21 protein-coding genes are annotated in these 24,105 nt (G+C 70.0%); 5 read left to right on the top strand and 16 right to left on the bottom strand.

The window, feature by feature from the left end; genetic code table 11:
* The first annotated feature begins 246 nt into the window (after positions 1–246).
* Both ACIBO2_RS53730 and ACIBO2_RS53725 read left to right on the top strand, forming a co-directional pair.
* On the top strand, positions 247–1,827 hold the full coding sequence (locus ACIBO2_RS53730) for a protein kinase (RefSeq protein ID WP_358536089.1): 1,581 nt from the start codon (positions 247–249) through the stop codon (positions 1,825–1,827).
* A gap of 100 nt (positions 1,828–1,927) precedes the next feature.
* Positions 1,928–2,428, top strand: coding sequence for an NUDIX domain-containing protein (locus tag ACIBO2_RS53725; RefSeq protein WP_358536087.1), 501 nt, complete (start codon positions 1,928–1,930; stop codon positions 2,426–2,428).
* A 30-nt stretch (positions 2,429–2,458) separates the two neighbouring features.
* On the opposite strand, the gene ACIBO2_RS53720 is transcribed toward ACIBO2_RS53725, so the two are convergent.
* The 3 genes from ACIBO2_RS53720 to ACIBO2_RS53710 are packed head-to-tail and all read right to left on the bottom strand — an operon-like array spanning position 2,459 to position 5,576.
* On the bottom strand, positions 2,459–3,280 hold the full coding sequence (locus ACIBO2_RS53720) for a carbohydrate ABC transporter permease (RefSeq protein ID WP_358429945.1): 822 nt from the start codon (positions 3,278–3,280) through the stop codon (positions 2,459–2,461).
* A complete protein-coding gene (locus ACIBO2_RS53715; RefSeq protein ID WP_397304928.1) occupies positions 3,280–4,209 on the bottom strand; it encodes a carbohydrate ABC transporter permease in 930 nt (309 codons plus the stop codon). Before ACIBO2_RS53715 ends, ACIBO2_RS53720 begins: the two co-directional genes overlap by 1 nt.
* On the bottom strand, positions 4,206–5,576 hold the full coding sequence (locus ACIBO2_RS53710) for an extracellular solute-binding protein (protein WP_358536083.1): 1,371 nt from the start codon (positions 5,574–5,576) through the stop codon (positions 4,206–4,208). Before ACIBO2_RS53710 ends, ACIBO2_RS53715 begins: the two co-directional genes overlap by 4 nt.
* Before the next feature lie 105 nt (positions 5,577–5,681).
* Here ACIBO2_RS53710 and ACIBO2_RS53705 point away from each other — a divergent pair, with 105 nt between their 5' ends.
* Positions 5,682–6,893, top strand: coding sequence for an ROK family transcriptional regulator (locus ACIBO2_RS53705; protein WP_397304927.1), 1,212 nt, complete (start codon positions 5,682–5,684; stop codon positions 6,891–6,893).
* Here the strand turns inward: ACIBO2_RS53705 and ACIBO2_RS53700 are convergent.
* From ACIBO2_RS53700 to ACIBO2_RS53675, 6 genes are all read right to left on the bottom strand, one after another.
* Positions 6,871–7,764: a hypothetical protein gene (locus ACIBO2_RS53700; RefSeq protein ID WP_397304926.1), complete on the bottom strand. Its 894-nt coding sequence runs from the start codon at positions 7,762–7,764 to the stop codon at positions 6,871–6,873. The genes ACIBO2_RS53705 and ACIBO2_RS53700 overlap by 23 nt on opposite strands.
* Positions 7,765–7,860: 96 nt before the next feature.
* Complete coding sequence (locus ACIBO2_RS53695) at positions 7,861–8,769, bottom strand: SDR family NAD(P)-dependent oxidoreductase (RefSeq protein ID WP_397304925.1); 909 nt, start codon at positions 8,767–8,769, stop codon at positions 7,861–7,863.
* An 11-nt stretch (positions 8,770–8,780) separates the two neighbouring features.
* Positions 8,781–9,557, bottom strand: a complete 777-nt coding sequence (locus ACIBO2_RS53690) for an SDR family NAD(P)-dependent oxidoreductase (protein ID WP_397304924.1) — start codon at positions 9,555–9,557, stop codon at positions 8,781–8,783.
* Complete coding sequence (locus ACIBO2_RS53685; protein WP_358536073.1) at positions 9,554–10,879, bottom strand: MFS transporter; 1,326 nt, start codon at positions 10,877–10,879, stop codon at positions 9,554–9,556. Before ACIBO2_RS53685 ends, ACIBO2_RS53690 begins: the two co-directional genes overlap by 4 nt.
* An 81-nt stretch (positions 10,880–10,960) precedes the next feature.
* Positions 10,961–11,836, bottom strand: coding sequence for a polysaccharide deacetylase (locus tag ACIBO2_RS53680; protein ID WP_358173837.1), 876 nt, complete (start codon positions 11,834–11,836; stop codon positions 10,961–10,963).
* 2 nt (positions 11,837–11,838) lie between these two features.
* Positions 11,839–12,849: an asparaginase gene (locus ACIBO2_RS53675; RefSeq protein WP_358536071.1), complete on the bottom strand. Its 1,011-nt coding sequence runs from the start codon at positions 12,847–12,849 to the stop codon at positions 11,839–11,841.
* 160 nt (positions 12,850–13,009) lie between these two features.
* Between ACIBO2_RS53675 and ACIBO2_RS53670 the strand changes: the two genes are divergently transcribed.
* Complete coding sequence (locus tag ACIBO2_RS53670; RefSeq protein WP_358536069.1) at positions 13,010–14,032, top strand: substrate-binding domain-containing protein; 1,023 nt, start codon at positions 13,010–13,012, stop codon at positions 14,030–14,032.
* Between the two features lie 39 nt (positions 14,033–14,071).
* On the opposite strand, the gene ACIBO2_RS53665 is transcribed toward ACIBO2_RS53670, so the two are convergent.
* The 5 genes from ACIBO2_RS53665 to ACIBO2_RS53645 are packed head-to-tail and all read right to left on the bottom strand — an operon-like array spanning position 14,072 to position 18,450.
* On the bottom strand, positions 14,072–14,836 hold the full coding sequence (locus ACIBO2_RS53665) for an amino acid ABC transporter ATP-binding protein (protein ID WP_358173851.1): 765 nt from the start codon (positions 14,834–14,836) through the stop codon (positions 14,072–14,074).
* Positions 14,833–15,780 (bottom strand): amino acid ABC transporter permease, encoded by a 948-nt coding sequence (locus ACIBO2_RS53660; protein ID WP_397304923.1) that lies wholly within the window; start codon positions 15,778–15,780, stop codon positions 14,833–14,835. The genes ACIBO2_RS53665 and ACIBO2_RS53660 overlap by 4 nt, the downstream gene beginning before the upstream one ends.
* The gene (locus ACIBO2_RS53655; protein ID WP_397304922.1) at positions 15,777–16,706 is read right to left on the bottom strand and encodes an ABC transporter substrate-binding protein; all 930 of its coding nucleotides are present in this window, start codon (positions 16,704–16,706) and stop codon (positions 15,777–15,779) included. Before ACIBO2_RS53655 ends, ACIBO2_RS53660 begins: the two co-directional genes overlap by 4 nt.
* Positions 16,706–17,560, bottom strand: coding sequence for a nitrilase-related carbon-nitrogen hydrolase (locus ACIBO2_RS53650; protein WP_397304921.1), 855 nt, complete (start codon positions 17,558–17,560; stop codon positions 16,706–16,708). The genes ACIBO2_RS53655 and ACIBO2_RS53650 overlap by 1 nt, the downstream gene beginning before the upstream one ends.
* On the bottom strand, positions 17,557–18,450 hold the full coding sequence (locus ACIBO2_RS53645; protein WP_358536061.1) for a hypothetical protein: 894 nt from the start codon (positions 18,448–18,450) through the stop codon (positions 17,557–17,559). The genes ACIBO2_RS53650 and ACIBO2_RS53645 overlap by 4 nt, the downstream gene beginning before the upstream one ends.
* Positions 18,451–18,592: 142 nt before the next feature.
* On the opposite strand from ACIBO2_RS53645, the gene ACIBO2_RS53640 reads away from it, so the two are divergent.
* Positions 18,593–19,957, top strand: coding sequence for an aminotransferase class I/II-fold pyridoxal phosphate-dependent enzyme (locus tag ACIBO2_RS53640; RefSeq protein WP_358536059.1), 1,365 nt, complete (start codon positions 18,593–18,595; stop codon positions 19,955–19,957).
* Positions 19,958–20,083: 126 nt separating this feature from the next.
* Here the strand turns inward: ACIBO2_RS53640 and pip are convergent, their stop codons facing one another.
* On the bottom strand, positions 20,084–21,031 hold the full coding sequence (gene pip, locus ACIBO2_RS53635) for a prolyl aminopeptidase (protein ID WP_397304920.1): 948 nt from the start codon (positions 21,029–21,031) through the stop codon (positions 20,084–20,086).
* A 57-nt stretch (positions 21,032–21,088) separates the two neighbouring features.
* Positions 21,089–24,001 carry a M36 family metallopeptidase gene (locus tag ACIBO2_RS53630; RefSeq protein ID WP_397304919.1) on the bottom strand — a complete coding sequence of 971 codons (2,913 nt, stop codon included), beginning with the start codon at positions 23,999–24,001 and terminating at the stop codon, positions 21,089–21,091.
* Between the last annotated feature and the right edge of the window lie 104 nt (positions 24,002–24,105).

The raw sequence follows: 24,105 nt of genomic DNA, 5'->3' as shown, positions 1-24,105 counted from the left end.
AAGGCGGTCCGAGCGTAGCGAGGCCCTTCAGGGGGCGGGCGTCAGCCCGCCTGGGAGGACGCCCGGAGCGAAGCGGAGGCCCTTTTGAAGGCGGCAGTCGAACCGGCGCGACTCCGCAGTAAGTGCCCACGCGGCAGCACGGACCCCTAATATCACTTCTGTCCGCATAGGCCCGATAGCGGAGGAAGCAGTGGGCGGCCCCGGGACCGAGAACACGTCTGGACGTGCGCGAAGCGCGGCGGTCCGGTGACGCTGCTCGCGGGCCGCTATCGGCTGCTGTCGCAGCTCGGCCAGGGTGGCATGGGCACCGTCTGGCGGGCGATGGACGAACTGCTGCGGCAGGAAGTGGCCGTCAAGGAGGTCCGGCTGCCTCCGGACCTCGACGAGGCGGCACGTACTGAGCTGGCCGAACGCACGTTACGCGAGGCGCGGGCCGCGGCGCGGCTGCGTTCCCACCCGTCGATCGTCACCGTACACGACGTCGTCCTCGACGGCGGCCGGCCGTGGATCGTCATGGAGCTGGTCCGCGGACGCTCCCTCGACCAGGCCGTACGCACCAACGGCCCGCTGCCCCCGCGCCAGGTGGCCTGGATCGGCCTCCAGATGCTCGGCGCGCTCGGCGCCGCGCACGCGTCGGGCGTACTGCACCGGGACGTCAAGCCGGCCAACGTCATGCTCACCGACGACGGACGGGTGCTGCTGACCGACTTCGGGATCGCGACCGTCGCCGGGGACGCCGCGCTCACCCAGACCGGCCTGCTCACCGGCTCCCCCGGCTACATCGCCCCCGAGCGCCTGCGCGGCGAGACCGACGGCCCGCTCGCCGACCTGTGGTCGCTCGGCGCCACGCTGTTCACGGCGGTGGAGGGCGGGCCGCCGTTCGCCCGCGCCAACCAGGCCGCCGTGATGGCGGCCGTGCTCATGCAGCCGCCCGCCCCCGCCCGGCTGGCCGGCCCGCTCGCCCCCGTACTCGCCGCGATCCTGGAGAAGGATCCGGTACGGCGCTGCGCCGCCGGCCAGGCGGCCGACTGGCTGAACGCCATCGCCCAGGGCACCGTGCCAGCTCCGTCGGAGGTGGGCCCGGCGCCCGTTGGACCCTCGTTCAGGACGGGACCCTCGCCCAGGACGGGACCCTCGTCCGGGACGGCCGGAACCGACCCGGCCCTGCACCGCGAGCGGACCCAGGCCGGCGCTGTGCCCAGGCGCAGCCGCGTGCCCCTCATCCTCCTGGGCGCCGGGCTGGCGGTCGTGCTGGCCCTGGCCGCAGGGGTGGTGGTCTTGGTGCGGGTCCTGCCGAACTTCACCGCCACCTTCAGCGAAACGATCGGCGACACCTCCACCCCGGCCCCGACGTCCCGCTCGACGGGGGCCGCCCAGGCGCTGTTCGGGCGCGACTTCGAAGCGTGTGGCCTGCTGACCAACGCCCAGGCGCGCTCACTACTCGGCGGCGCGGTGAAACGCCAGTACCAGACAGGCACTGCCTGCATGTGGACCCGGTCCGACAACGGCGCGTTCGTGAGCGTCACGGCGAACCGCCTGCGAGACGCCTCGGTCGCGCGCCTGACCCAGAAGCAGGAGGTCAAGACCATGAAGGAGGAGCCGAAACGCTACCCGGGGACCAAGGTCCGCAACGGCCCGGACGTGGGCGACGAGGCGTACAGCTTCACCAGGGGCGAATCCGTCGTGGACACGATCTACCGGACTCAGATCTCGTTCCGCCTGTCGAACGTCTGGGTGATCGTCTACCACACGGGCCGGCAGCCGGGGTTCACCACCGCCGACCGTACGGCCAAGCTGGTAGTCAAGGCCCTCGACCGGCATCGCTAGTCCCGAAGGGATACCCCCCAAGGACCCCGGCCACGACGGACCGTCTTCTCCCCCGGCCCCTAAGGACCCCAGCCACGACGGACCGTCGTAGTCTCACCCCATGCCGATCAAGAACTCGCACTGTTCCTTCTGCGGCCAGGCGTTCGCACCCGACCAGGCGTGGCCGCGGGCCTGCGCAAGCTGTGGCAACACCGCCTACCTCAACCCGCTGCCCGTCGCGGTGCTGCTGCTGCCCGTGGACGACGGCCTGCTGGTGGTCCGGCGCGGCATCGAGCCGCACCGGGGCGAGCTCGCCCTGCCCGGCGGGTTCATCGACGTCGGCGAGAGCTGGCAGCAGGCCGCCGCCAGGGAGCTGTACGAGGAGACGGCCGTCGTCGTCGACGCGGACCGCGTGCGGCTGTTCGACGCGCACAGCGCTCCTGACGGCACCCTGCTGGTCTTCGGCCTGGCACCGCCGACCGTCTCGGCCGCCTTGCCGCCGATGGTGCCGACGGCCGAGACCATGGAGTGGTCGGTGATGGGCGAGCCGCGGGAGCTGGCCTTCCCGCTGCACACCAGGGTCGTCTCCGCGTACTGGGAACGCCGCTCAGCCCTTCACTGAGCGGTGGTGCTCAGCTCTTCACCAAGGCGCTCAGCCCTTCACTGATCCGGCGAAGCTGAAGGAACCGGCCAGGTACTTGTTCACGGCGACGTAGAGGACCACGGCCGGGGTCGTGTAGATGATCGAGAAGGCGGCCAGCTCACCGTAGGCGACCTGCCCGTACTGGGAGAAGAAGGTGTAGATGGTCACCGCCGCCGGCTGCTTCTCCGGCGTGTCGAGGAGGACGAACGGGGCGAAGAAGTTCCCCCACTGGCCGACGAAGACGAAGATGGCCACGACCGCCACTCCGGGCGCCATCAGCGGCCCGACGATCCTGAGCAGCGACTGCACCCAGCCGGCCCCGTCGACCCAGGCCGACTCCTCCAGGCTCACCGGGACGCCGTCCATGAAGTTCTTCATCATCCAGATGGAGAACGGCAGCGAGCTGGCGGCCAGGAACAGCACCATGGCCGGGATCGACCCGTACAGGTTGAACCGGAAGAACATCGAGTAGACCGGCACCATGATCGCCGTGACCGGCAGGCCGGTCGTGAACAGCAGCGTCAGCATGAAATGCCGCTTGAAGCGCAGGGTGTAGCGGGACAGGGGGTAGGCGGCGAGCCCGGCGACGATCACGGTGAGGATCGCCGTGCTGCCGGAGATGAGGATCGAGTTGATGATCGGGTGGTAGATGGTCTCCCAGGTCAGCACCGCGCTGAAGTTCTTGAGCGAGAACTGGAAGGTCGGCTGCGCGGCCAGGTTGGCGTCGGGTTGCAGCGAGGCCAGGAGCACCCACAGGAACGGCCCGAGGAAGGCCAGCGCGATCACCGCGAGTGAGATGAGTGCCGCGCCACGGGCGGCCAGGCGCGTCATCAGGTATCCACCTTGATCAATCGCAGGTACACGAGGGAGAACGCGGCGCCGATGACCAGCATCACCAGGGCCATCGCGCTGCCGTAGCCGATCTCGAAGTAGCGGAACGCCTGCTCGTACATGTAGAGCGGGGTGGTCTGGCTGTCCGTGCCAGGACCGCCGCCGGTGAGGGCGTAGATCAGGCCGAAGCTGGCCAGGGTCTGCAGCGTGATCAGCATGAGGTTCGACAGGATCGAGCGGCGGATCAGCGGCAGGGTGATGTGCACCAGCCGCCGCCAGGTGCTCGCCCCGTCCACCGCCGCCGCCTCCAGCAGCTCCCCCGGTACGTCCGACAGCGCGGCGGAGTAGACCAGCATGGAGAATGCGGTGCCGCGCCACACGTTGGCCAGGATGATCGCGATCATGGGCGCGCTGTAGAGCCAGTCCTGGGAGAAACCGAAGGCGGCGAGCGCCTCGTTGAGCGTGCCCTCCTCGGCCAGGAAGGAGTACCAGCACGCCGCCGCGACCACCTCGGGCACCACCCAGGCCGCGATGACGATGCCGTTGACCACGCTCCTGACCGCTCGTCCCCGGCCCCGCTGGAGCAGCGCGATGATCAGGCCGAGGGTGTTCTGCCCGATGACGGCCGAGCCGATCACGAAGACGAAGGTCAGCAGGAGGGAGTTGCGGAAGTCCTCGTCGCTGAACATCTTGACGAAGTTGTCCACGCCGATGAACTGCGAGTTCACCGACGCGGCGCCGGTCAGCGTCTCGTTGGTGAAGGCGATGTAGACGCTCCACAGGATGGGCCCGACCATGAAGATCACGAACATGATCAGGGCGGGCCCGAGCGGCAGCAGCCAGCGCAGGGTGCGCCGGGCCCGCCGGCGCGGCTCCCCCTTGTCAGGGGAGCCGGCCAGCCGTGGCGGCGTCACGGACGTGACGGTCATGAGCCGGGGATCACCTTGTCCGGGCCGCCGACGACACCGGGCAGCGCGTCGGCGTACTCCTTGGCCGCCGCCTCCGGGGTCTTGGAGCCGGTCGTCATCGCTTCCATGACCTTCTGCACCTCGGCCGAGACCTTCGGATAGACCTCGTACGCCGGGCGGTAGTGCGTGACCGACGCCAGATCGGACCAGAACTTCACGCTCGGGTTGTCAGCGGTGTACTTCGGGTCTGCGGCCACGTCCTTGCGTGGGGCGAGGTCACCCGTGCCGACGGAGTACAGCAGCGTGTTGTCCTTGTTGGTCGCCGTGGCGATGAAGTCCCACGCGTCCTTCTTGTCCTTGGCGTAGGAACTCATCGCCATGACCCAGCCGCCCGACATGCTGACGGCGCCGGGCGCCTGACCGTTCTGGGTCGGCATGGCGGTCCAGCCCATCTTCTCGGCCCACTGCGGCCACGGTTTGGTGCTGGTGGGCCGCCAGCTGCCCGACATCCAGGCCCCGTCGAGGTCGATGCCGATCTTGCCGTTGGGGAACCAGTCGAGCCCGATCTTCTCCCCCAGCTTGGGGTTGAACGCGTCGGCCTTCTTCGGGCCGAGGTCCTCGCGGTAGATCGTGTTGATGAAGGCGAGCGAGTCGGTGAACGCCTTGCCGGAGGAGACCCACTTCTTCTGGGTGTCGTCGTAGAGCGTGCCGCCGGGGGTGCCGTAGAGCAGCATCTCGAAGCCCTGCATGGTGGCGGCCTCGCCGTGCGGCTTGGTGGAGTACATGCTGAAGGGGACGACGCCCGGCACCTTCTGCTTGATCGCGCGGGCCGCGGTCAGCACGTCCGCCCAGGTCTTGGGCTGCCACGGCAGCTGGATGCCGGCCTTGGTCAAAATGTCCTTGCTGTACCAGAGCCCTCGGGTGTCGGTGCTGATCGGCACACCGTAGATCTTGTCGTCGGGGCCCTTGGCGGCCTGCTTGACCGAGTCGGGATACTGGGTGGCCCAATCGGGCCACGTCTTCAGGTAGTCGTCGAGCGGGGCCAGCTTGCCGGCGGCGACGTCGGCGTTGACCTGGAAGGTGTCGTGGAGGTACACGTCCGGAGCCGACTCGGCCGAGCGGTTCAGCAGGGCGAGCTTGGTGTAGTAGACCTCGTTGCCGCCCTGGACCGCGGTCAGCTTGATCGTCACGCCCTTGTGCGCGGCTTCGTACTGCGTCTTGGCCTGTTTGAGCATTTTCTCCAGGTGCGGCCAGGAGGGTTCCACCTTGTAGAGGACTTCGATTTCCTTGGCCCCGTTGGCGCTCTTCTGCGGCGTGTCCGCACCACATGCGCCGGCCGTGGCGGCTAACGCGACTGTCAGGATCGAGGCCACCATCGCTCGTCTCATGGGACTCCTTCTCACCGGCCCACAGAACTGACTTGACGAGACGGTAAATCTTTTTGATTTATTAAGTCAACGACGGAAGCCCAAAAACACGGGGAGCAGTCATACATGCAGAAAGGGACAAATCTCCCGAAAGTAGGCCATTTCAATCGGGCCGTCGTCCTGGAGGCGATCCAGGTCTCGGACGGCATCAGCCGCGTCCAGATCGCCGGGCGCGCCGGGCTCACCGCCCAGACCGTGTCCGTCATCGTGCGGCGGCTCCTGGAGGAAGGTCTCGTCATCGAGGACGGCTCGCTCCCGTCCCGGGGCGGCAAACCGCGCACGATCCTGCGGGTGGACCCGACCGCCGGCTACGCCGTCGGCATCCACTTCGATCCCGGCGAGATCTCGTACGTGCTGGCCGACCTGGCCGGGCAGCCGGTCGCCAAGCTGCACACCGCCGTACGGCCCGGTCTCGCGCCCGACGCGGTCATCCGCCAGATGGCCCGCACCGCCCGCAGGGTGCTGCGCGAAGCGGACGTACCCGACCGCAAGGTGCTGGGCATCGGCCTGGCCTGTCCCGGACCGCTCGACGCCGAGGGCATCATGAACGTCCCGCCGCGCCTGACCGGATGGGACCACGTGCCCATCAAACGCCTGCTGGAGCAGCACGCCGGCTTCCCGGTGACCTCCGACAACGACGCCACGGCGGCGGCGATCGGCGAGCGCTGGGCCGGGGTGGCACGGGCCGCGCCGAGCTTCGCCTACCTGTATCTGGGGACCGGCATCGGCGGCGGGCTGTTCCTCGACAACCAGATCTACCGCGGCCGATCCCTCAACGCCGGCGAGTTCGGCCACATCACGGTGGCGCCGGACGGCCCCGACTGCTACTGCGGCAACCGCGGCTGCGTCGAGGCGGTCTGCTGCCCGAGCGCGATCGAGGCGACCGTACGGGCGCGGCTGGCCGAGGGCGCCGAGAGCACACTGACCGCCAAGGGGCTCGACCACGCGGCGATCTGCGCGGCGGCCGCGGCCGGTGATCCCCTCGCCGGTACGGTCATCGGCCAGGTCGCGGCCCGGCTCGCCGACGCCGCCGTGAGCATCGTCAACATGCTCGACATCGACCTGCTGGTGCTGGGTGGTCCGGCGATGCACGAGGTCGCGGACGTCTACCGTCGGGTGGTCGCGGCGGCCGTGGCCACCCGGCCCCTGGCCCGCCGCCTCCACACGGTCCAAGTCGAGACCTCCCCCATCGCCGCCGACGCCGCCGCGATCGGCGCCGCGTCGCTGGTCTTCCACGCCACGTACGCCCCCCGGCTCAGTACGCTCCTGAACCGCTGACCTCCAGGCGTCCGTACGGTCGCGTACGGGCGCGGACCACGTGACCGGCGCGGATCTCCACGTCCAGCAGCACCGCGTCGTCGTCGAGAGGGCAGCTCAGGGCGAAGGCCGTGTCGTCGAACCGGCCCGCCTGCCGCGCCCATTCGAGCCTGACGACCGCATCGGCGGCAAGCGCCGCGGATCGGGGCGGCGGCACGGACGGGCCGTCCAACGGCCGGCCCCACGGCGCGCTCACTCCCTCGACGCGCTCCAGGTAGAGCCGTCGCAGCCATGTCGGCGTGGCCAGTTCGGCCAGTACGGCCAGCGCCGCCGCGTCGTCCGGCACCACCACGACGGCCGCCTCGTCCGGCGCGGCTACGTCGGCCACCGCAGCACCAAGGGCGGGGCTTGGCGGCGCGAGGGGGTCTACGCGCAGGACGATCCCCATACGGCCGTCCGCCGCCGGGACCGACAACCGCCCCGAGGCGTGCGCCGGGTCGAGCCAGGTGATCGAGCCGAACGACACGGAATTTATCGCACCGGCCATCTCGCCGCCCGAGGGCTGGCCCAGGTCCGGCCCGGTGGCGCAGCCGGACGACGCGGAACCTGGCATACCGGTCACCTCGCCGCCCAAGGAGCGGCCCGAATCCGGCCCGGAGGCGGTGCCGGAGGTGGAGCCTACCGCCGCGACCAGCTCGCCGAGCGTCGCGCAGACCACGGCGCCACCGGTGGGACGGGCGGCGAGCCAGCCACCACCGGAAGGCGAGACCCGCACCCCAGGCGACGGCCGCACCCGGGTCACCGCGCGAGCCACCGCCGCACGGGCGCCCGGCCCCGCCACCCAGGGCCGCGCCCAGTCCGTGTCCCCGCGTTCACCGCAAGCACCGCACATCAGCCATCACCACCCCGCCCACACATCAGTAGGCTCTCCCGGCCCGCACGCGCCGCACATCAGCCATTCGCTCTTCCCAAAGGCTCGCCACATGGATCACGGCATGACGTCGCCGGAGTTGGGGCCCAGGGTCTGGCCGACGTAGAGGTTGCCGCCGGGGTCGCTGGCGAGCAGGACCGCCGTCGGCGCGATCTCCTCCGGGCGGCCGAACCGGCCCAGGGGCAGCTCCGCCCGCTTGGCAGCCTTCCACTCCTCGGTGATCCCGGCCACCAGTGGGGTCTCGATGGGACCGGGTGCGATCGCGTTCACCAGTACGTTGTGCTCGGCGACCTCGAGCGCGAGCGACTTGGTGAGCCCGATGACCCCGGCCTTGGCCGCCGCGTAGTGGCTGAGCGAGCGGCCGCCCTTGATGCCGAGCTGGGAGGCGATGTTGATCACCCGTCCCCAGCGCCGCTCGACCATGTGCGGCACGACGTAACGGCAGCACAGGAAGACCCCGGTGAGGTCGACCGCGATCGTCTCCGCCCACACCTTCGGGTCCATCTCGACCAGCGGCGCCTCGGTGAGGATGCCGGCGGAGTTGACCAGGACGTCGATCCGGCCGAACCGGTCCAGCACGCCTGCCACGGCCCCGGCGACGGAGCCGGGATCGCTGACATCGACTGCGACGTGCCCGGCCGCCCCGATGTCGGTGGCCGCGCGCTCGGCGTCCAGGTCCGCCAGGACGACCTGGGCTCCCTCACGGAGGTACGCCTCGGCGATCGCGCGGCCGATGCCGCTCGCGCCACCGGTGATCAGCGCGGTCCGGTGTTCCAGGGCGGGCCGATATACCGGGATGGGGCGGTGTTCCCGGGCGGGCCGATCTTCCGGGGCGGGCGTGGCTGCCGAGGCGGAAAAGGGTTCCGAAGTGGACCCGAGTTCCGGGGCGGGCGTGGCTGCCGAGGCGGAAAAGGGTTCCGAAGTGGACCCGAGTTCCGGGGCGGGCGCGGACTCCTGGGCGGGCATGCGGTTCCTCCTCAGGCGGGCATGCGGACCGTGAGCCCGCCGTCGACGACAATGTTCTGGCCGGTGATGTAGCCGGCGTCGGCCGAGGTGAGGAACCGGATGACGGAGGCTACCTCCGACGGCCGGCCCACCCGGCCCCACGGGATGTCCTGTCCGGCTCGGGCCAGGCCGTCGGGGCCGAGTGAGTTCACCGGGTCGGACGACTGCGGGGTTTCGATGAGGCCGGGGATGACCGAGTTGACGCGGATCTGCCGGGGGGCGAGTTCCACCGCGAGGCTCCGGCACAGGCCGAGCACCCCGGCCTTCGCGGCGGCGTAGTGGGCGTGCTCGCCCCAGCCGTACACGCCGCCCGCGATGGAGGACACGGCGACCATCGCGCCGGGACCGGAGATCCGGGCGGCCGCCGAGCGCAAGGTGCGCAGGACGCCGGTCAGGTCGACCTGCAGCATGTCGTCCCAGGCCGTGTCGGTGAGCTCCGCGAGCGGGGCCCGGCGCAGCACTCCGGCGTTGGCCACCGCGATGTCGAGGCGGCCCCACTCGTCAAGCGCGCGCTGGGCGAACGCCTCCACCTGCGCGGCGTCCCGTACGTCGACCTCGTGCACCACGCCCGCGCCACCGGCCTGCTCCACCTGGCGGAGGGTCTCGGCGGGGTCGTGCGGGTCGCCGGGGAAGGTGCCGATGACCGTACGGACGCCATGGGCGGCGTACGAGACGGCCAGCGCGCGGCCGATCCCGCTGGCGGCACCGGTAATAACGGCAACCCGTCCGTCCATGTCGCGAGCGGTCACAGCGCGGGCACCTTCCGCGCGCCGAACATCACGAATCCCGACAAGAACGTGCCCAGCGCGCCGACCAGCAGCGCGCCCTGGTTCCAGTCCGAGCCCGCGACCAGCATCGCGGTGATGATCGCGCCGGCCGCGATGGCGCCCGGCTGGCTGATCGCGTTGATGAACGAGGTCCCCGTGGCGCGGCAGCGGGTGTCGTAGCACTCGCCCATGAAGAACAGCATCGCCGAGTACGGCCCCACCAGGAAGAACATGCCTAGCGAGTACAGCACGACCACGGCGAAGGTGCCGCTGGCGACCAGCAGCATGAGCGCGAAGATGACGCCGGACGCCATCCAGCCGAACGCGATCACGTTGCGCCGCCCGAACCGGTCCCCGGCCCAGCCGTGGAAGACGTAGCCGACGTAGGCGACCGCGTTGATCACGATGAACATGAGCAGGGAGTTGGTGAAGCTGACGTTCTTGCCCTGGGTGAGGACCGTCGTGCCGAGCACGCTGAACACCTGGATGCCGAACCAGTTGACGAACCAGGCGAATCCGAGGACGAGCGTGTTGCGCAGCGCCGACCCGCGGAAGATCTCCAGGAACGGCGCCGACTTGCCCTCGGACACGCCGTACTCGCGGGCGAGGACGGCCGCCTCTTCCGTACGGCCCTCCTTGCGCATCCGGTCCATCTTCTGCTGCAGCTCGAACTGCGGCGTCTCGCGCAGGCCGCGCCGCAGGAGCGCGATCACGATGGCCGGGAACGTCGCCAGCAGGAAGCAGCCCCGCCAGCCGACCAGCGGCAGGAACAGCGCGATGAACGCGGCGGCCAGCAGGGTGCCGAGCGGCCAGCCGCCCTGGACCAGGCTGTAGATCAGGCCGCGGCGCTTCTTGATCTTCTCGTCCTCGGTGACGGCGTAGATCTCGTTGAGGTACGTCGCGTTGACCGACTGCTCGGCGAGCCCGAGCCCGCCGATGGAGCGCACACCGACCAGGTAGGCGGCGTTCATCGTGGCGGCCGAGACCGCCGAGGCCAGCGCCGTGCCCGACACGGTGATGATCATGCCCTTACGGCGGCCCAGCCGGTCGACCAGCGGCCCCACGCCGAGGACGACGATCGCCGTCCCCACCGAGATCAGCGTGGAGATCAGTGACGCCTGCGCCGGGGACCACTGGAACTGGCCGGAGATCTCCGGCAGCAGCGTTCCGAACATGATGTAGTCGTAGACCGCGAAGATCCACGCGAACAGCGCGATCACCGTGGCCTTGCGCGTCTGCCGCACCCCGACACGTGGGAAGGGCCGGGTGCCCGATTCCGGGATGCCCGATGAGGTGGTTGTCATGGAGATGCCCTTTCGGAGAAAGAGAGTGGGGGGTTTCGCGCATGCGTCATCACCGGACCGGCATGGACAGGCGCGGGGCCGCTACCGGGGTGAGCGGGCCTTGAAGTCGTCGGCGATCTCGTCGAAGGTCACCCAGCGCACGCCCTCGTGGCCGCTGATGTACTCGATGAGGCGCTCGTGCATGAGCAGGCTCTGCGGCCGGCCCGAGACGTCGGGGTGAATGGTCATGGTAAAGACCGCGTAGTCCGATTCGCGATAGACCCAGTCGAACTGGTCCCGCCACATCTCTTCGAGGTGGCGCGGGCTGACGAAGCCGTGGCTGTTCGGGCTGGCCTTGACGAACATCATCGGCGGGAGGTCGTCGAGGTACCAGTTGGCCGGGATCTCCACCAGGTCGGTCTCCTGACCGCGCTCCAGCGGCTTCATCCACTCGGCCGCCGGGCGGGAGTAGTCGATCTTCGTCCAGGAGTCGCCGACGCGGACGTAGTACGGGCTGAAGTCGTTGTGCATGAGCGAGTGGTCGTACTTGATGCCCCGCTCCAGCAGGAGCTCGTTGGTGACGGGCGAGAACTCCCACCACGGGGCGACATATCCGGTCGGCCTGCTGCCGGAGTACCTCTCCACCAGGTCGATGCAGTGGTCGAGGATCGCGCTCTCCTGCTCCCTGCTCATCGCGATCGGGTTCTCGTGCGAGTAGCCGTGCACACCGATCTCGTGACCGCCGGCCACGACCTGGCGGGTCTGGTCGGGGAAGGTCTCGATGGAGTGGCCGGGGATGAACCAGGTGGTCCGCAGGTCGTACTTCTCGAACAGGCGCAGCAGCCGCGGGACGCCGACCTCACCGGCGAACAGTCCGCGCGAGATGTCGCACGGCGAGTCCTCCCCGCCGTACGAGCCGAGCCAGCCGGCGACGGCATCGACGTCCACGCCGTACGCGACGAGAATCTCCTTGGGCATGGTCACTTCGTCCTTTCGATCGCAGAGGTATTCCAGGTCCGCGCGCGCAGCTCCTCGCGTACCCGGGCCGGGTCGCGATGGCCGCCGAGCAGCGCGCTCAGCAGGACGCGCGCCTGCGGCGAGCGCAGGGTTCCGGTGGGGATGGCGCCGGCCTCGACGAGATCCGCGCCACCGCCGTTGCCGTACAGCGCGGCGACGGGCCCGGCGTCGACCCGGGTGGACAGGGCGACAACGACGCCGGCCTCGGTGATCCGGGCCACCTCGTCCCTGATCCGGGGGTTGCCGTTGCCGGCGCCCAGCGCCTGGAGGACGACCCCGGTGGCGCCCGCGTCGACCACCGCGCGCAGCGCGGCGGTGTCGCAGCCCGGGTAGAGGGCCACGATGTCGGTACGGACTCCGTCGAGGTCGAAGGTGTCGAGGTCCAGTGGCTTGGCCCGCGCGGGCGTCATCACGATGTTCACCTGGCCGTCGCGTACGCGCCCCAGCGGCCCGCTGTCCGGCGCGGAGAACGCCGACGAGGCGAGCGTGTGCGTCTTGCGGGTGCCGGAGGCGGCGAAGATCTGGCCGTCGAAGCCGATCAGCACCCCCAGCCCGCAGGCCCGGCCGCCGGCCGCCACCGCGATCGCGTCGGCGAGGTTGCGCGGGCCGTCGCCGTCCACCGCGTCGGCCGGCAGCTGCGCCCCCGTGAACACGACCGGCCGCGGGTCGTCATGGAACAGATCGACCAGGTAGGCCGTCTCCTCCATGCCGTCGGTCCCGTGGGTGACGACGACGCCGAGCACGTCGGGGTCGGTGAACGCCTCGCGGGTCCGCAGCGCGACCTCGCGCATGTCCGCGAGCGTGAACAGGTAGCTGCCCGCGCAGAGCACGTCCCGCCCGACGAGTTCCACCCCGGGGTCGACCGGGAGACGGCCGAGCAGCTCGCCCGCCCGATCCTGGGCGAGACCCACCCCCTGCCCGTCCCTGCGGGTCGCGATGGTCCCTCCTGTGGACAGGACGATGACCTTGGACACTCGACGGCCTCCTCAGTTACCCAAACGTTTGCGCCAAACGTTTGGTAGCATCTGACCTGCGCCTACGAGATGTCAAGAACTTCACGTTAAAATCAAGAAAACCCCAGCCGGAAGCCGAGGGACATTGGGTGCGAAGAGGGCGCGGCCGGTTACGCTGCAGATGATCGCCGACCAACTCGGCCTGCACGTCTCCACGGTGTCGCGAGTGCTGCACGCCAAGCCCGGCGAAGGTCTGCGGGCGGCGTCGAGCCCAACTGTGGAGCGCGTCCGCAAGCTCGCCGACGAGCTCGGTTACCAGCGCAATCCGCACGCGATGAGCCTGCGCACCCAGCGCAGCAATCTGATCGGCGTGCTGGTCCCCCGGCTGTCCGACGTGGTGCTCGCGACCATTTACGAGGGCATCGAGGAGGCCGCCGCCGAGCACGGACTGTCGACGTTCGTCACCAACACGCGCGACCTGCCCGACGTTCAGCGAACCCGTACGGAGATGGTCCTCGGCCGCCGCGTCGACGGCATGATCTTCGGCGACGCGCACGCGGACACGGGCTTCCTCGACGAGGTCGCCGCCCGCGGCGTCCCGTTCACGCTGGTCAACCGGCGGGCCGGGCGGCACCCGGCGGTCGTCTGCGACGACCGGCTCGGCGGCCGGATGGCCGCGGAACACCTGCTGGCCCTCGGGCACGAGGAGGTGGCGATCGTCGCCGGCGAGCCGTACGCGAGCACCGGCATCGACCGCACCAGCGGCTTCGTCGAGAGATTCCGCGAGGCCGGGCTCACGATCCCCGAGCACCGGATCGTGCACTCGCGCTTCGACGCGCGCGGCGGCCACGAGGGGGCCGAACGCCTGCTCGCGACGGGCCCGCTCCCGTCAGCGATCTTCGTGGTCAACGACTTCGGCGCCATCGGCACGATCGGCGCGCTGCGCGACCACGGGCTGCGGGTCGGGGCGGACATCGCGGTCGTGGGCTTCAACGACACCCCGCTCGCCGCCGAGCTGCCGGTCCCGCTCACCTCGGTCCGCTCCCCCATGCACGAGATGGGCCGCCGCGGGCTGCACCAGCTCGTCCGGGTCCTTGAGGGCGAGCAGGGTGAGACCGAGCTGCTCCGGCCGGAGCTCATCGTCCGGGCGTCGAGCGACCCGGAGCTCTACGCCGCCCTCACCCGGAAGACGGCCGGCGCCTGACCTAAGGCCGGTGTTCTCAGATCAGGCCGGTGCCTGGCCTCAGAGGACCTTGCTGAGGAAGGCGCGGGTGCGCGGGTTCTGCGGGTTGTCGAGCACCTCGGCGGGCGGCCCGGCCTCCACGATGACCCCGCCGTCCATGAACACCACCCGATCGGCCACCTCGCGGGCGAAGCCCACCTCATGAGTGACGACGATCATGGTCAGGCCGTCGGTGGCCAGGCCCTTCATAGTGGCCAGCACCTCGCCCACCAGCTCGGGGTCCAGCGCGCTGGTCGGCTCGTCGAAGAGCATCAGCTTGGGCTGCATGGCCAGCGCGCGGGCGATGGCGACGCGCTGTTGCTGGCCGCCGGACAGCTGGCGGGGATAGCTGTTCACCTTGTCCGCCAGGCCGACCCGCTCCAGCAGGGCAAGAGCCCGCGTACGGGCCTTCGCGCGGGATTCGCCGCGCACCCCGACGGGCGCCTCCATGATGTTCTGCACCACGGTGAAGTGCGGGAACAGGTTGAACTGCTGGAAGACCATGCCGATCTCCCGGCGCTGGCGGGTGATGTCCCGATCGCCCAGGTGGTGCACCCGCCCGCCGTTGGCGCGGAAGCCGATCAGCTCGCCGTCGACGTGGATGGCGCCGCCGTCGATGGTCTCCAGGTGGTTGACGCACCGCAGGAACGTCGACTTGCCCGACCCGGAAGGTCCCAGGATGACGACGACCTCACCCCGCTCAACGGTCAGGTCGATGCCTTTGAGCACCTCCAGGTGGCCGAAGCTCTTGCGTACGGCCCGGGCGTGCACCATGGGCGTGCTCATGATGGCGTCTCCTCGCGGGTCGGGGCCGGCGCCGGCTGCCGTCGCCGGAACATCAGGAAGCTCCAGAAGCTCTGGGGAGCGTTCCGCGTGGCGCCGCGCGCGTAGTGGCGCTCGATGAAGGACTGGCCCACGTACAGGACCGACGTGATCACCAGGTACCAGACGCAGGCCACGATGAGCAGCGGGATGGTCTGGAAGGTGCGGTTGTAGATCGCCTGCACGGTGTACAACAGGTCGGCGAGGGCGATGACGCTGACCAGCGAGGTGGCCTTCAGCATGCTGATGACCTGGCTGCCGGTCGGCGGCACGATGAACCGCATCGCCTGCGGCAGGACGATCCGGCGGAACGTCCTGCCCCGGCTCATGCCGAGCGCCGACGCGGCCTCGGTCTGGCCGGGGTCGACCGACATCAGGCCGCCGCGGATGATCTCCGCCATGTACGCCGCCTCGTTGAGCCCGAGCCCGAGGATGGCGGCCAGCAGCGGCGTGATCAGCTTGTTGGTGTCGGCCGTGAGGAACTCCGGGCCGAACGGGATGCCGAACGAGATCTGCGGCATGAGCGCGGACAGGTTGTACCAGAGCACGAGCTGCACCAGCACCGGCGTACCACGGAAGAACCAGACGTAGAGCCCGGAGACGATCCGCGCGATCGGGTTCTGGGAGAGCCGCCCCATCGCGACGATCACCCCCAGGATCACGCCGACGGCCATGGCGATCACCGTGAGGTAGAGCGTCGTGATGATGCCCGCGCCGATGACCTGCGCGTTGAAGTAGCGCGCGACCACGTCCCACTTGAAGTTGTGGTTGGTGATCAGCAGGTTCACCAGCTGGGCGGCGAGGACCAGCAGGATGATCGAGGCCACCCAGCGCAGCGGGTGCCGCGTCCGCGCCGCCCCCGCGACGTCCACTTCAGGGGGCGAGTGCCGCTCGGTGGCGGTCGTCACTGCTTCGCCGCCAGGTTCACGCCGGCCTGCTTGAGCATGTTGCCGCTGGTCCCCCACTTGGTCATGACCTTCTCGTACGTCCCGTCGTCGATCAGCTTCTGGATGCCGTCCTTGATCACATCCCGCAGTGGCGAGTCCTTGGCCACGACGGCGCCCTGGTAAAGAGTGTCGAACCCGTTGGGCTTGCCCGTAGCCGCCAGCTCCAGCTCACCGCCCGACTGCTTTACGAAGTAAGTCAGCGGCGCCTGCGAGGAGAAGAAGGCGTCGGCCCGGTTGGAGCGGACCGCGAGGATCGAGGTGGGCTGGTCCTTGTAGGACTGGACCTCGACCTTCTTCTTGCCGTCCTTGACGCAGGTGTCGGACTGCGCCTTGATCACCTTCTCGGCCGAGCCGCCGGCCATCACGGAGATCCGCAGCCCGCAGGTGTCGGCGATCGACTGGATCTTGTTCGGGTTGCCCTTCGCCACGGCGAAGACGACGAACTCCTGCACCCAGTCGACGAAGTCGTTGGAGGCCTGGCGGTCGGGGAAGTCGCCCACCGGCCCGAGGGCCAGGTCGTAGCGGCCGGCCGCGATGCCGGTGAGCTGGCTGGGCAGCCCGTCCACGGTCACGTGCTCGATCTTGACGCCGAGCAGACCGCCCAGCTCCTCGGACAGGTCGGCCGCGACACCGGTCAGCGACTTGCCGTCGGTGCCGGCGATCTCGTACGGCGGGAACGAGCCGTTGTTCACCGAGACCAGCTTGCCCGCGCTCTTCACCTTGTCGGGCAGGCGGTCGAACAGGGCCTGGTCCTTGGCGTGGCTGGCGGCGGCGGGCGCGGAGGGGGTGTCCCCGACGGCGCCCTGGCTCTCGGTCGGGTTGGCGCCGCATCCGGCCAGCAGCAGGGCGCCGGCCATGACGGCTCCGGCGGCTTGGGTCTTACGCATTACGCTCCTTGGGCGATCGAGGTCGAGGGACCTGTCGAGGGGGTGGTGGGGAGGGGATTGACGGTGAAACGCCGGTTGGCGAGGACGGGCAGGCTCTCGCGGGCCCGGTCGAGCTCCTCGGCCGAGGCTTCGGACCAGAGCAGACCGGGTGTGTCGCCGTTGAGCCGGGCTCGGGTGATGCCGAGCGGGTCGACGAACATGCTGTTGCCGATGTTGCGCCGGCCGCACTCGCCGGACGCGGCCACGTAGTAGGTGTTCTCCAGGGCGCGGGCGGTGACCATGACCTCCCAGTGCCACTCCTTGGCGGGGCCGCGCACCCAGGCCGCGGGCAGCGCGACCACCTGCGCGCCCTGGTCGGACAGGAGCCGGGCCAGCTCAGGGAACCGGACGTCGTAGCAGGTCATCAGCCCGACCTTCCAGCCCGCGCAGTCGAAGACGACGGGGTTGTCCGAGCTGGCCACCACGTTGTTCGACTCGCGCCGGCCGAAGGCGTCGTACAGGTGCAGCTTGCGGTAGATGGTGATGATCTCGCCGTCGCGCAGCGCGACCAGCGTGTTGATCACCCGGCCGTCCTCGGCGGGCTGGTGCATGCCGACGATCACCGTGGTGGACGTCCCTCGGGTGCGCTCGGCCAGCCCGGCGACGAACGGCCCGTCGAGCGGCTGGGCCGCCTGCCGGATCCGTACCGGATCGTCGACGAACAGGGCCATCGCCCCTTCCGGGAGCACCAGCAGGTCCGCGTTCCCGGCGACGGCCTCGTCGAAGAGGTCGCCGCAGGTCTTGAGGTTGGCCGCCCAGTCCTCGGCGGAGGCGAACTGGCCGACCGCCACACGCAGGTTGTTCAGGTTGCTCATCGGGTGAAGACCTCCTGGGGGTCGATGGGGGCGGGGGCGATCCCCTGGGCGTGGAGTTCGGTGCAGAAGGCCGCGGTCATGGCGGCGTTGGCGGCGGTGCCGTACGGCATCCAGTCCGCGCCGAAGACCTCCTGGGTCCGGCTCAGATCGGCGAGCAGCCACGGGGTGGTGTCGGTCAGGAGCCGCCGCCGCGCCAGCCAGTGCCGCTTGGAGCGTTCGAACAGCTCCTGTACGGCCTGCGGCAGGAAGGGGTGGCGCTCGACGACCTCGCGCTTGAGCGTCACCAGGTGGATGCCGGGGACGAAGCCGTTCTGGCGGTAGTAGTCGAGCTCGGCCGCCGGGTGGTCGGCCAGGAGGTGACGGAACCGGCTCTCCGGGGTGAAGAAGCCCTCGGGCATGAACGGGGTCATGATCGCGTCGAGCCGTCCGGCGTCGAGCTGCTCGGCGAGCGAGCCGTCGGTCACGCTGACGTTGTCCGGCAGCTTCGCCGTGCCGACGCGGTCCTTGCCCGGCTCAGGCGCGTCCACGGCGCCGACCGTCCACTGGATCCCGGTGAGGTCGACCCCGGCCGCCCGCAGGAGCGCCCGCGTCCAGGTGTTGCCCGAGTCCGGCCAGCCGGTCAGGCCGATCCGGGCCCCCTTCAGCTCGGCGAACTCGCGCAGCTCGCTGTCACGCCGCACCAGCACGCACCGCTGGCGGAAGCCGCGCATCACGAAGACGGGCAGTCCCACCAGCCGGTCGTCACCCTTGGCCCGGCCCAGAACGTACCTGCTGAAGGAGGTCTCCCCGCCGTCCAGCTCGGGCTCGCTCAGCACGTCCGGCGTGATCGACCGGGAATCGAGATCCAGGTCGAACGCCTCGGACGTCAGCGTCCCGGTCGCCACGGGCACGAGGTGATCCCAGTCCCGTAGACCAAGCCGAATGCCAGGTTTCGTCACAAAAACTCCCTTTAGCGATGTATTGGGCTGTACCTTATGTTCAGCGAAATCCGCTACACAAGCTGCTCTTTGTTCCTGAACAAAGCTTTGTCAGATGGGAGTTCTCGTGGAGGTCGATCCCGCCTGGCTGGGGCAGCAGGTTCGCGAACCGAGCGCGCGTGGCATCGCCACCTCTCTGATCGACCTGATCCGGCAGGGCACGCTGCGGCCCGGCGCGCGGCTGCCCACCGTGCGGAACCTGGCCCGCGCGCTGGGCGTCAGCCCGAGCACGATCGCCGAAGCCTGGTCTGAGCTGCGCAAACACCGGATGATCGGTACGGAGGGCCGCCGGGGAACCGTGGTACTCGGACCTCCCGGCGTGCCGCACCCGGCGCGCTACGAGCGAATCGGCCACTTCGGCAGCAGGCTGGCGATCGACCTCGCCATCGCGGCGCCGGACCGGGCGCTGCTCCCGCCCCTCGACGCCGCGCTCGCCACGGCCACCTCCGCCGAAGGGTTCAACGGCTACGTCCGCGAGACGATCACCCCGCGCCTGCGGGCCGCGGTCGAGCCCACCTGGCCGTTCGCGGCGCAGAGCTGGCTGGCGCTCGGCGGCGGGTACGAGGGGGTCCAGCTGCTCTGCCAGACGACCGCCCTGCCCGGCGACCGCATCGCCATCGAAGAGCCCACCGCGGCCAGGCTGCTCGACATCCTGGAGATGATCGGCGTCGAGGTGGTCCCCGTCGCCTGCGACGAGGACGGGCCCATCCCGGCCGCGCTCGCCGAAAGCCTGCGCTCCAGCCCGGTGGCGTTCGTCTACCAGCCGCGCGGCCACTCGCCGTGCGGCTACGCCGTGCCCGAGAGCCGCTCCGCCGAGCTGGCCCGGCTCCTCGCGCCCACGAACACCCTCGTCGTCGAGGACGACGGGATCGGCGACCTGTCTACTGTGCCGCTGAGCAGCATCGGCACGCAACTGCCCGACCGGACGGTGCTAGTGCGCTCGTACTCCAAGTCACATGGGCCCGACCTGCGTCTCGCGATCATCGGCGGGGCGGCGGAGGCTGTGGAGCGGGTGCGGGTGCTGCGTAGCTACGGCACCGGCTGGACCAGCAGGATCCTTCAGGACGCGCTGGCCCATCTGCTCACCGACCCGGGCACGCAGTCGATCGTGGAGCAGGCTCGGACCGCCTATGCTCGGCGGCGCGCGAGCCTGGCCACTCTGCTGTCGGCTCGAGGCGTGCGCACCGGGGGACGGGACAGTCTTGTGCTGTGGGTGCCGGTCCATGACGAGTCGGAGGCTCTGGTCACGCTGGCCGCCCATGGCATCTCGGCGGCGCCCGGCAGCCGGTATCGGATCCGGCCGGGGCAGCCGCATCTGCGGCTGGCTATTGCCGCGCTTACCGAGGAGCCCGCTGAGCTGGGCGAACTCGCCGATGTGATCGCCCTGGCCGCCAAGCGACCGGGGGCCGACCGTCACTAGAGCTGTGACGGTCCGTTGTGGCTGGGGTCCCTTGGAGGAATACCCCCTCCGGGGGAGCGGAAGAAAACGGTCCGCTGGGCTGAGGACCCCTGGGGAGGGGTCCCCTTTCGGGGGAAACGAAGAGGGTCAGGTCGCGAAGGCGTCCAGGGCGGCCAGGACCTGCTTGCGCATGGTGCCGCTGCCGGTGTGGCCCGAGTCGTCCACCACGACCAACCGGGCGTCGGGCCAGCGTTGGGCCAGGTCCCAGGCGGTCTCCAGCGGTGAGCCCAGGTCGAAGCGGCCGTGGAGGAGGACGCCGGGGATGCCGGCCAGCTTGTGCGCCTCGCGCAGCAGGATGCCCTCCTCCAGCCAGGCGCCGTTGGAGAAATAGTGGGCGCAGATCCGTACGAAGGCCAGAAGAGCCAGGGGCGGCCGGTCGCTGTAGGCGTTCGGCTTGCCGTTGACCTCCATGGAGATCACCGTGTCCTCCCAGGTCACCCAGTCGTGGGCGGCCTTGGCGCGGACGACGGGGTCGGGGTCGGACATCAGCCGCGCGTAGGCGGCCAGCACGTCGCCGTCGCGGTCGGACTCCGGGACGCCCTCGCGGAAGCGCTGCCGCTGCTCGGGGAAGTAGCGGCCGACGCCGTTGTAGAGCCAGTCGATCTCGGAGCGGCGGGTCATGGTGACGCCGCAGATCACCAGCTCCGACACCCGCGTGGGATGCGCCTCGGCGTAGGCGAGCATGAGCGTGGACCCCCACGAGCCGCCGTAGAGCAGCCACCGGTCGACGCCGAGGTGCTCCCGCAGCCGTTCCATGTCGGCGATCAGGTGCGGGGTGGTGTTGGTGGACAGATCGGTGGCCGGGTCACTGGCGTGGGGCAGGCTCCGGCCGCAGTTGCGCTGGTCGAACAGGATGATGCGGTAACGCTCGGGATCGAACCCGCGCCGCTGGTTGTCCGAGCAGCCCGAACCAGGGCCACCGTGGACGACGAGTGCGGGCTTGCCCTCGGGATTTCCGCAGACCTCCCAGTAGACGAGATGGCCGTCGCCGGTGTCGAGATGCCCATGGTCGTAGGGCTCGATCGGAGGATACATAGATCAACGGTACGGCCTGCGCCCGGTGGTGAGCGCAAGCCGTACCGTCTCCGCGGATCAGTACGAGAACGCCTGGAACTCGGCGGCTCGGGCCTGGTCGCGTGCCGGGCTGGCCGTGGCGCAGTCCGTCGAGGAGTTGGGATCGTTGTCCTGCTCACCGGCGTAGAGCGGGTTGCCGGTGCACTGGGTGGTGAGCGTACGGAGCATCAGGTGGGTGGCGGTGGTGGCGGGGACGGTGAACGACTTGATGAGCAGGTTCGCGCCACGGGGACGGGGCAGCGTGGTCTTGAACGCGTCCGCGGGGCTGGTGTAGATCTTCTTGAAACTGGCCGGGTTCGCGCAGTCCTTGGCGCAGGCGAGCACCTCGAAGGAGCGCAGGGCGGTGAAGCGGTTCTGCGCGCCGGGGTCGGCCGAGTCGTTGATGTTGGGTCTGAGCATCGCGCTGACCTGGACTCTGCGGATCTTGACCGGGCTGTCGCCCGCCAGGTCCACCGTGACCGACTTGCCGGCCGGCGCCCCGGTGAGTGAGGCCCAGTTCGTGGCCTCGGTCTCGTCGATCAGCTTGGCCTGGTTGACGCCGTCGCCCGAGGCCACCGCGCCGGCCGAGGCCGAGGCGAGGTTGCGCGACAGCGGCAGGGGAAGCGGCAGCTTCGCCCCGCCCACTACCGGGAACTTCAGCCGCGTGTGACCGAACCCATTGCCCGCCACCACGAAGTCGTAGAGGCCGGGCGTCATCTCCACGGCGTCGCCGAGCGGCGTCGCGGGGTCGGTGTCGGCGACCGGGACCACCCGTCCCTCGTAGTCGCCCACGTACAGGCGCAGCGCCGCGCCCTTCGCCTCGCCCAGCGGCTTGAGCTGCAGCGAGCCGTTCTTGCCGGCCGGGTTGACGAAGCTCGGCGTGGGGTCGGGGTCGTTCGGACCGACGCTGGCCGCCGTCGCGCCCAGGCCGTGCTCGGCGAACGCGCGCCACATGATGTCCTGGTCGGCGCCATCGAAGCGCATCGCGTCGGCCGCGAGCAGCGCGTCCCGGTGATCGACGTAGCTGACCGCGCCCGAGGCCATGAGCAGCAGGGCATCGAGGGAGAGCTGCGCCCAGCGCCGGTTGCCCGGGCACTTGGCCAGCGGCGTCTTGCCGTCCGCGCAGGCCCGCTGCTGCTTGGCGGTGCCCTTGCCGTACCGCTTGACGAAGGCGTCGCGCACGTCGAACTGCGTGGCCGACCAGATCTCACCGTCCGCGTGGACCTGCTGGCCGACGAGGTCGTAGGCGATGTCGCTGTAGTTGAGCGGCGACTTGGACATGTCGTAGTTCCGGATGCCCCGCTCGCGGTCGCCGGTGACGTAGCCGCCCGTGACGTACGGGGTCTGGCCGGAGGGACGGAAGCCGTACTCGAACAGGTACTCCATCGCCATCAGGTCGGAGGTGCTCTCGTTCATCGCGCCGGCCTGCGCGCCGCTCCAGCCGGCGTTCGGGCCGCCGATCATGCGGCCGGAGATGGCGTGGGTGTTCTCGTGGCCGATGACCGACATGTCGTAGTCACCGTCCACGCACGGGGAGTAGAACGAGCCCGCGACCGGCTGCCACAGGTACATGTTCGTGATCGGCGCCACCCCGTCGGGCCCGGTGATCTGGTTGGCGTTGTCGCGCACGGTCAGGTCGCGGGCGCCCGCCTGGGCGTTACCCTGCTCTGGGTCGTTGCCGAGCCCGCCGCGGTCGCCATTGTTCACCTGCATGTTCCACGCCGTCTCGGTGAAGCCGAGCCGGTAGGACCAGTCGTGCATGCGGTTGTGCATGGCGTTCAGGTTGGCGATGGCGGCTTCGAGGTCGTTCTCACCGCTCTGGTCGAAGACCGCGGGGTCGCACTTCGCCTCATGCCACTGGTTCCGCCATGGGTAGGTGTAGTTGCGGCTCGGCGTGAGCACGTTGCCGCGGGTGCCGACCGAGAACGGGTCGGGGTTCGCCCGGTTCTCAACGGTCTTCGCCGCGTTGCCGGCGCTGGTGGTGGTGGAGGTGTTCGTGGCGTGGTCGACGTCCCACGCCTTGCCGGTCGGCGGGTCGCCGCCGGTCACGTAGTCGCAGCCGGGGGCCGCCGCGAAGCACCAGGTCTGGCGGGTGTCGGTGGAGGAGTAGTCGTCCGGCGGGTTCGAGGGGAACGCCGACCAGGTCGGGTTGTCCGGGTCGAAGTGCTCGACCAGGTTCTCCCGGACCAGGATCGCGCCGCTGACCGCGTCGACGTGCGTGGTGTACCCCGCCGCCTCGCCCTTGCCGCCGATCAGGACGACCTGGTACGCGCTGTGCACCCCATCGGGCGCCGGTACGGCAACCGCGCTGACCTGCTTGGTGACGGCCGTGGCCAGGTCGATGCCGTCGTCCCTGGCCGCGATCTCCATGGCTCGCTGCGCGCTGATCGTGGCGGCTGGGGGCGCCGCCATGTCGCGCGACAGCGAGGAGGTCACGTGCCTGATCTTGCCGCCGGCCACGCCGATCGCGACCAGGCCGTCCACGCCGGCCGGTAGGCCGCCGAAGCGCTGGCGCAGCAGTACGGCGTGGCCCGCGCCGATCGGGTTGACCGCGACCTTCTCCAGGGCGTCGACCGACGCGCCGGACAGGCCGAAGATCCGCTCGTTGTTCTTGAGGTAGGCGCGCGCGGCCTGCTCCGGGTCGGCGCCCAGCCCTTCGGCCAGTGGCTCGGCGCTGGTGATGGCGGCGGGGGTGCCTAGATCGTTCCAGCGGATCTCGGCCGACGGTCCCGCGCCGCGTGCGTTGATCCCGACCGGCGGCGGGACTCTGCCTTGCCGGTTGTCCAGGTCGGGCTTGCCGGGCTCGCCCTCCTGAACGCCTTGGACTTGGGGAGCCGTCGCGCCCGGTTCGCTTCGGGCGGCTCCGGTGAGAGGTAGAGCGGACGCCGTGATGGCGAGGACGACGACAGTGCTGCGTAACCAGGGTCTGCTCGACACCTTTTCCTCCTGCACGTCTTTCTCCTGAACGTCTTCTCCTGAACGTCCAGAGGCGCGGGAACTCGTGTCCCGCGCCTCCGCAAGAGTTAACACTGGTTTTATGCGCTGACAAGATCTTG

The organism is Nonomuraea sp. NPDC050022 (assembly GCF_044460705.1).
GTDB lineage: Bacteria > Actinomycetota > Actinomycetes > Streptosporangiales > Streptosporangiaceae > Nonomuraea.
This window is presented reverse-complemented; position numbering and strand designations above follow the sequence as displayed.

What these genes read in the sequence shown, in the direction of transcription:
- ACIBO2_RS53710 (WP_358536083.1), bottom strand. Translation starts at nt 5,576, where the DNA reads ATGAGACGAGCGATGGTGGCCTCGATCCTGACAGTCGCGTTAGCCGCC.
- ACIBO2_RS53725 (WP_358536087.1), top strand. Translation starts at nt 1,928, where the DNA reads ATGCCGATCAAGAACTCGCACTGTTCCTTCTGCGGCCAGGCGTTCGCA.
- ACIBO2_RS53720 (WP_358429945.1), bottom strand. Translation starts at nt 3,280, where the DNA reads ATGACGCGCCTGGCCGCCCGTGGCGCGGCACTCATCTCACTCGCGGTG.
- ACIBO2_RS53655 (WP_397304922.1), bottom strand. Translation starts at nt 16,706, where the DNA reads ATGCGTAAGACCCAAGCCGCCGGAGCCGTCATGGCCGGCGCCCTGCTG.
- ACIBO2_RS53670 (WP_358536069.1), top strand. Translation starts at nt 13,010, where the DNA reads ATGATCGCCGACCAACTCGGCCTGCACGTCTCCACGGTGTCGCGAGTG.
- ACIBO2_RS53700 (WP_397304926.1), bottom strand. Translation starts at nt 7,764, where the DNA reads ATGTGCGGTGCTTGCGGTGAACGCGGGGACACGGACTGGGCGCGGCCC.
- ACIBO2_RS53665 (WP_358173851.1), bottom strand. Translation starts at nt 14,836, where the DNA reads ATGAGCACGCCCATGGTGCACGCCCGGGCCGTACGCAAGAGCTTCGGC.
- ACIBO2_RS53705 (WP_397304927.1), top strand. Translation starts at nt 5,682, where the DNA reads ATGCAGAAAGGGACAAATCTCCCGAAAGTAGGCCATTTCAATCGGGCC.
- pip (WP_397304920.1), bottom strand. Translation starts at nt 21,031, where the DNA reads ATGTATCCTCCGATCGAGCCCTACGACCATGGGCATCTCGACACCGGC.
- ACIBO2_RS53650 (WP_397304921.1), bottom strand. Translation starts at nt 17,560, where the DNA reads ATGAGCAACCTGAACAACCTGCGTGTGGCGGTCGGCCAGTTCGCCTCC.
- ACIBO2_RS53715 (WP_397304928.1), bottom strand. Translation starts at nt 4,209, where the DNA reads ATGACCGTCACGTCCGTGACGCCGCCACGGCTGGCCGGCTCCCCTGAC.
- ACIBO2_RS53695 (WP_397304925.1), bottom strand. Translation starts at nt 8,769, where the DNA reads ATGCCCGCCCAGGAGTCCGCGCCCGCCCCGGAACTCGGGTCCACTTCG.
- ACIBO2_RS53640 (WP_358536059.1), top strand. Translation starts at nt 18,593, where the DNA reads ATGGGAGTTCTCGTGGAGGTCGATCCCGCCTGGCTGGGGCAGCAGGTT.
- ACIBO2_RS53685 (WP_358536073.1), bottom strand. Translation starts at nt 10,879, where the DNA reads ATGACAACCACCTCATCGGGCATCCCGGAATCGGGCACCCGGCCCTTC.
- ACIBO2_RS53680 (WP_358173837.1), bottom strand. Translation starts at nt 11,836, where the DNA reads ATGCCCAAGGAGATTCTCGTCGCGTACGGCGTGGACGTCGATGCCGTC.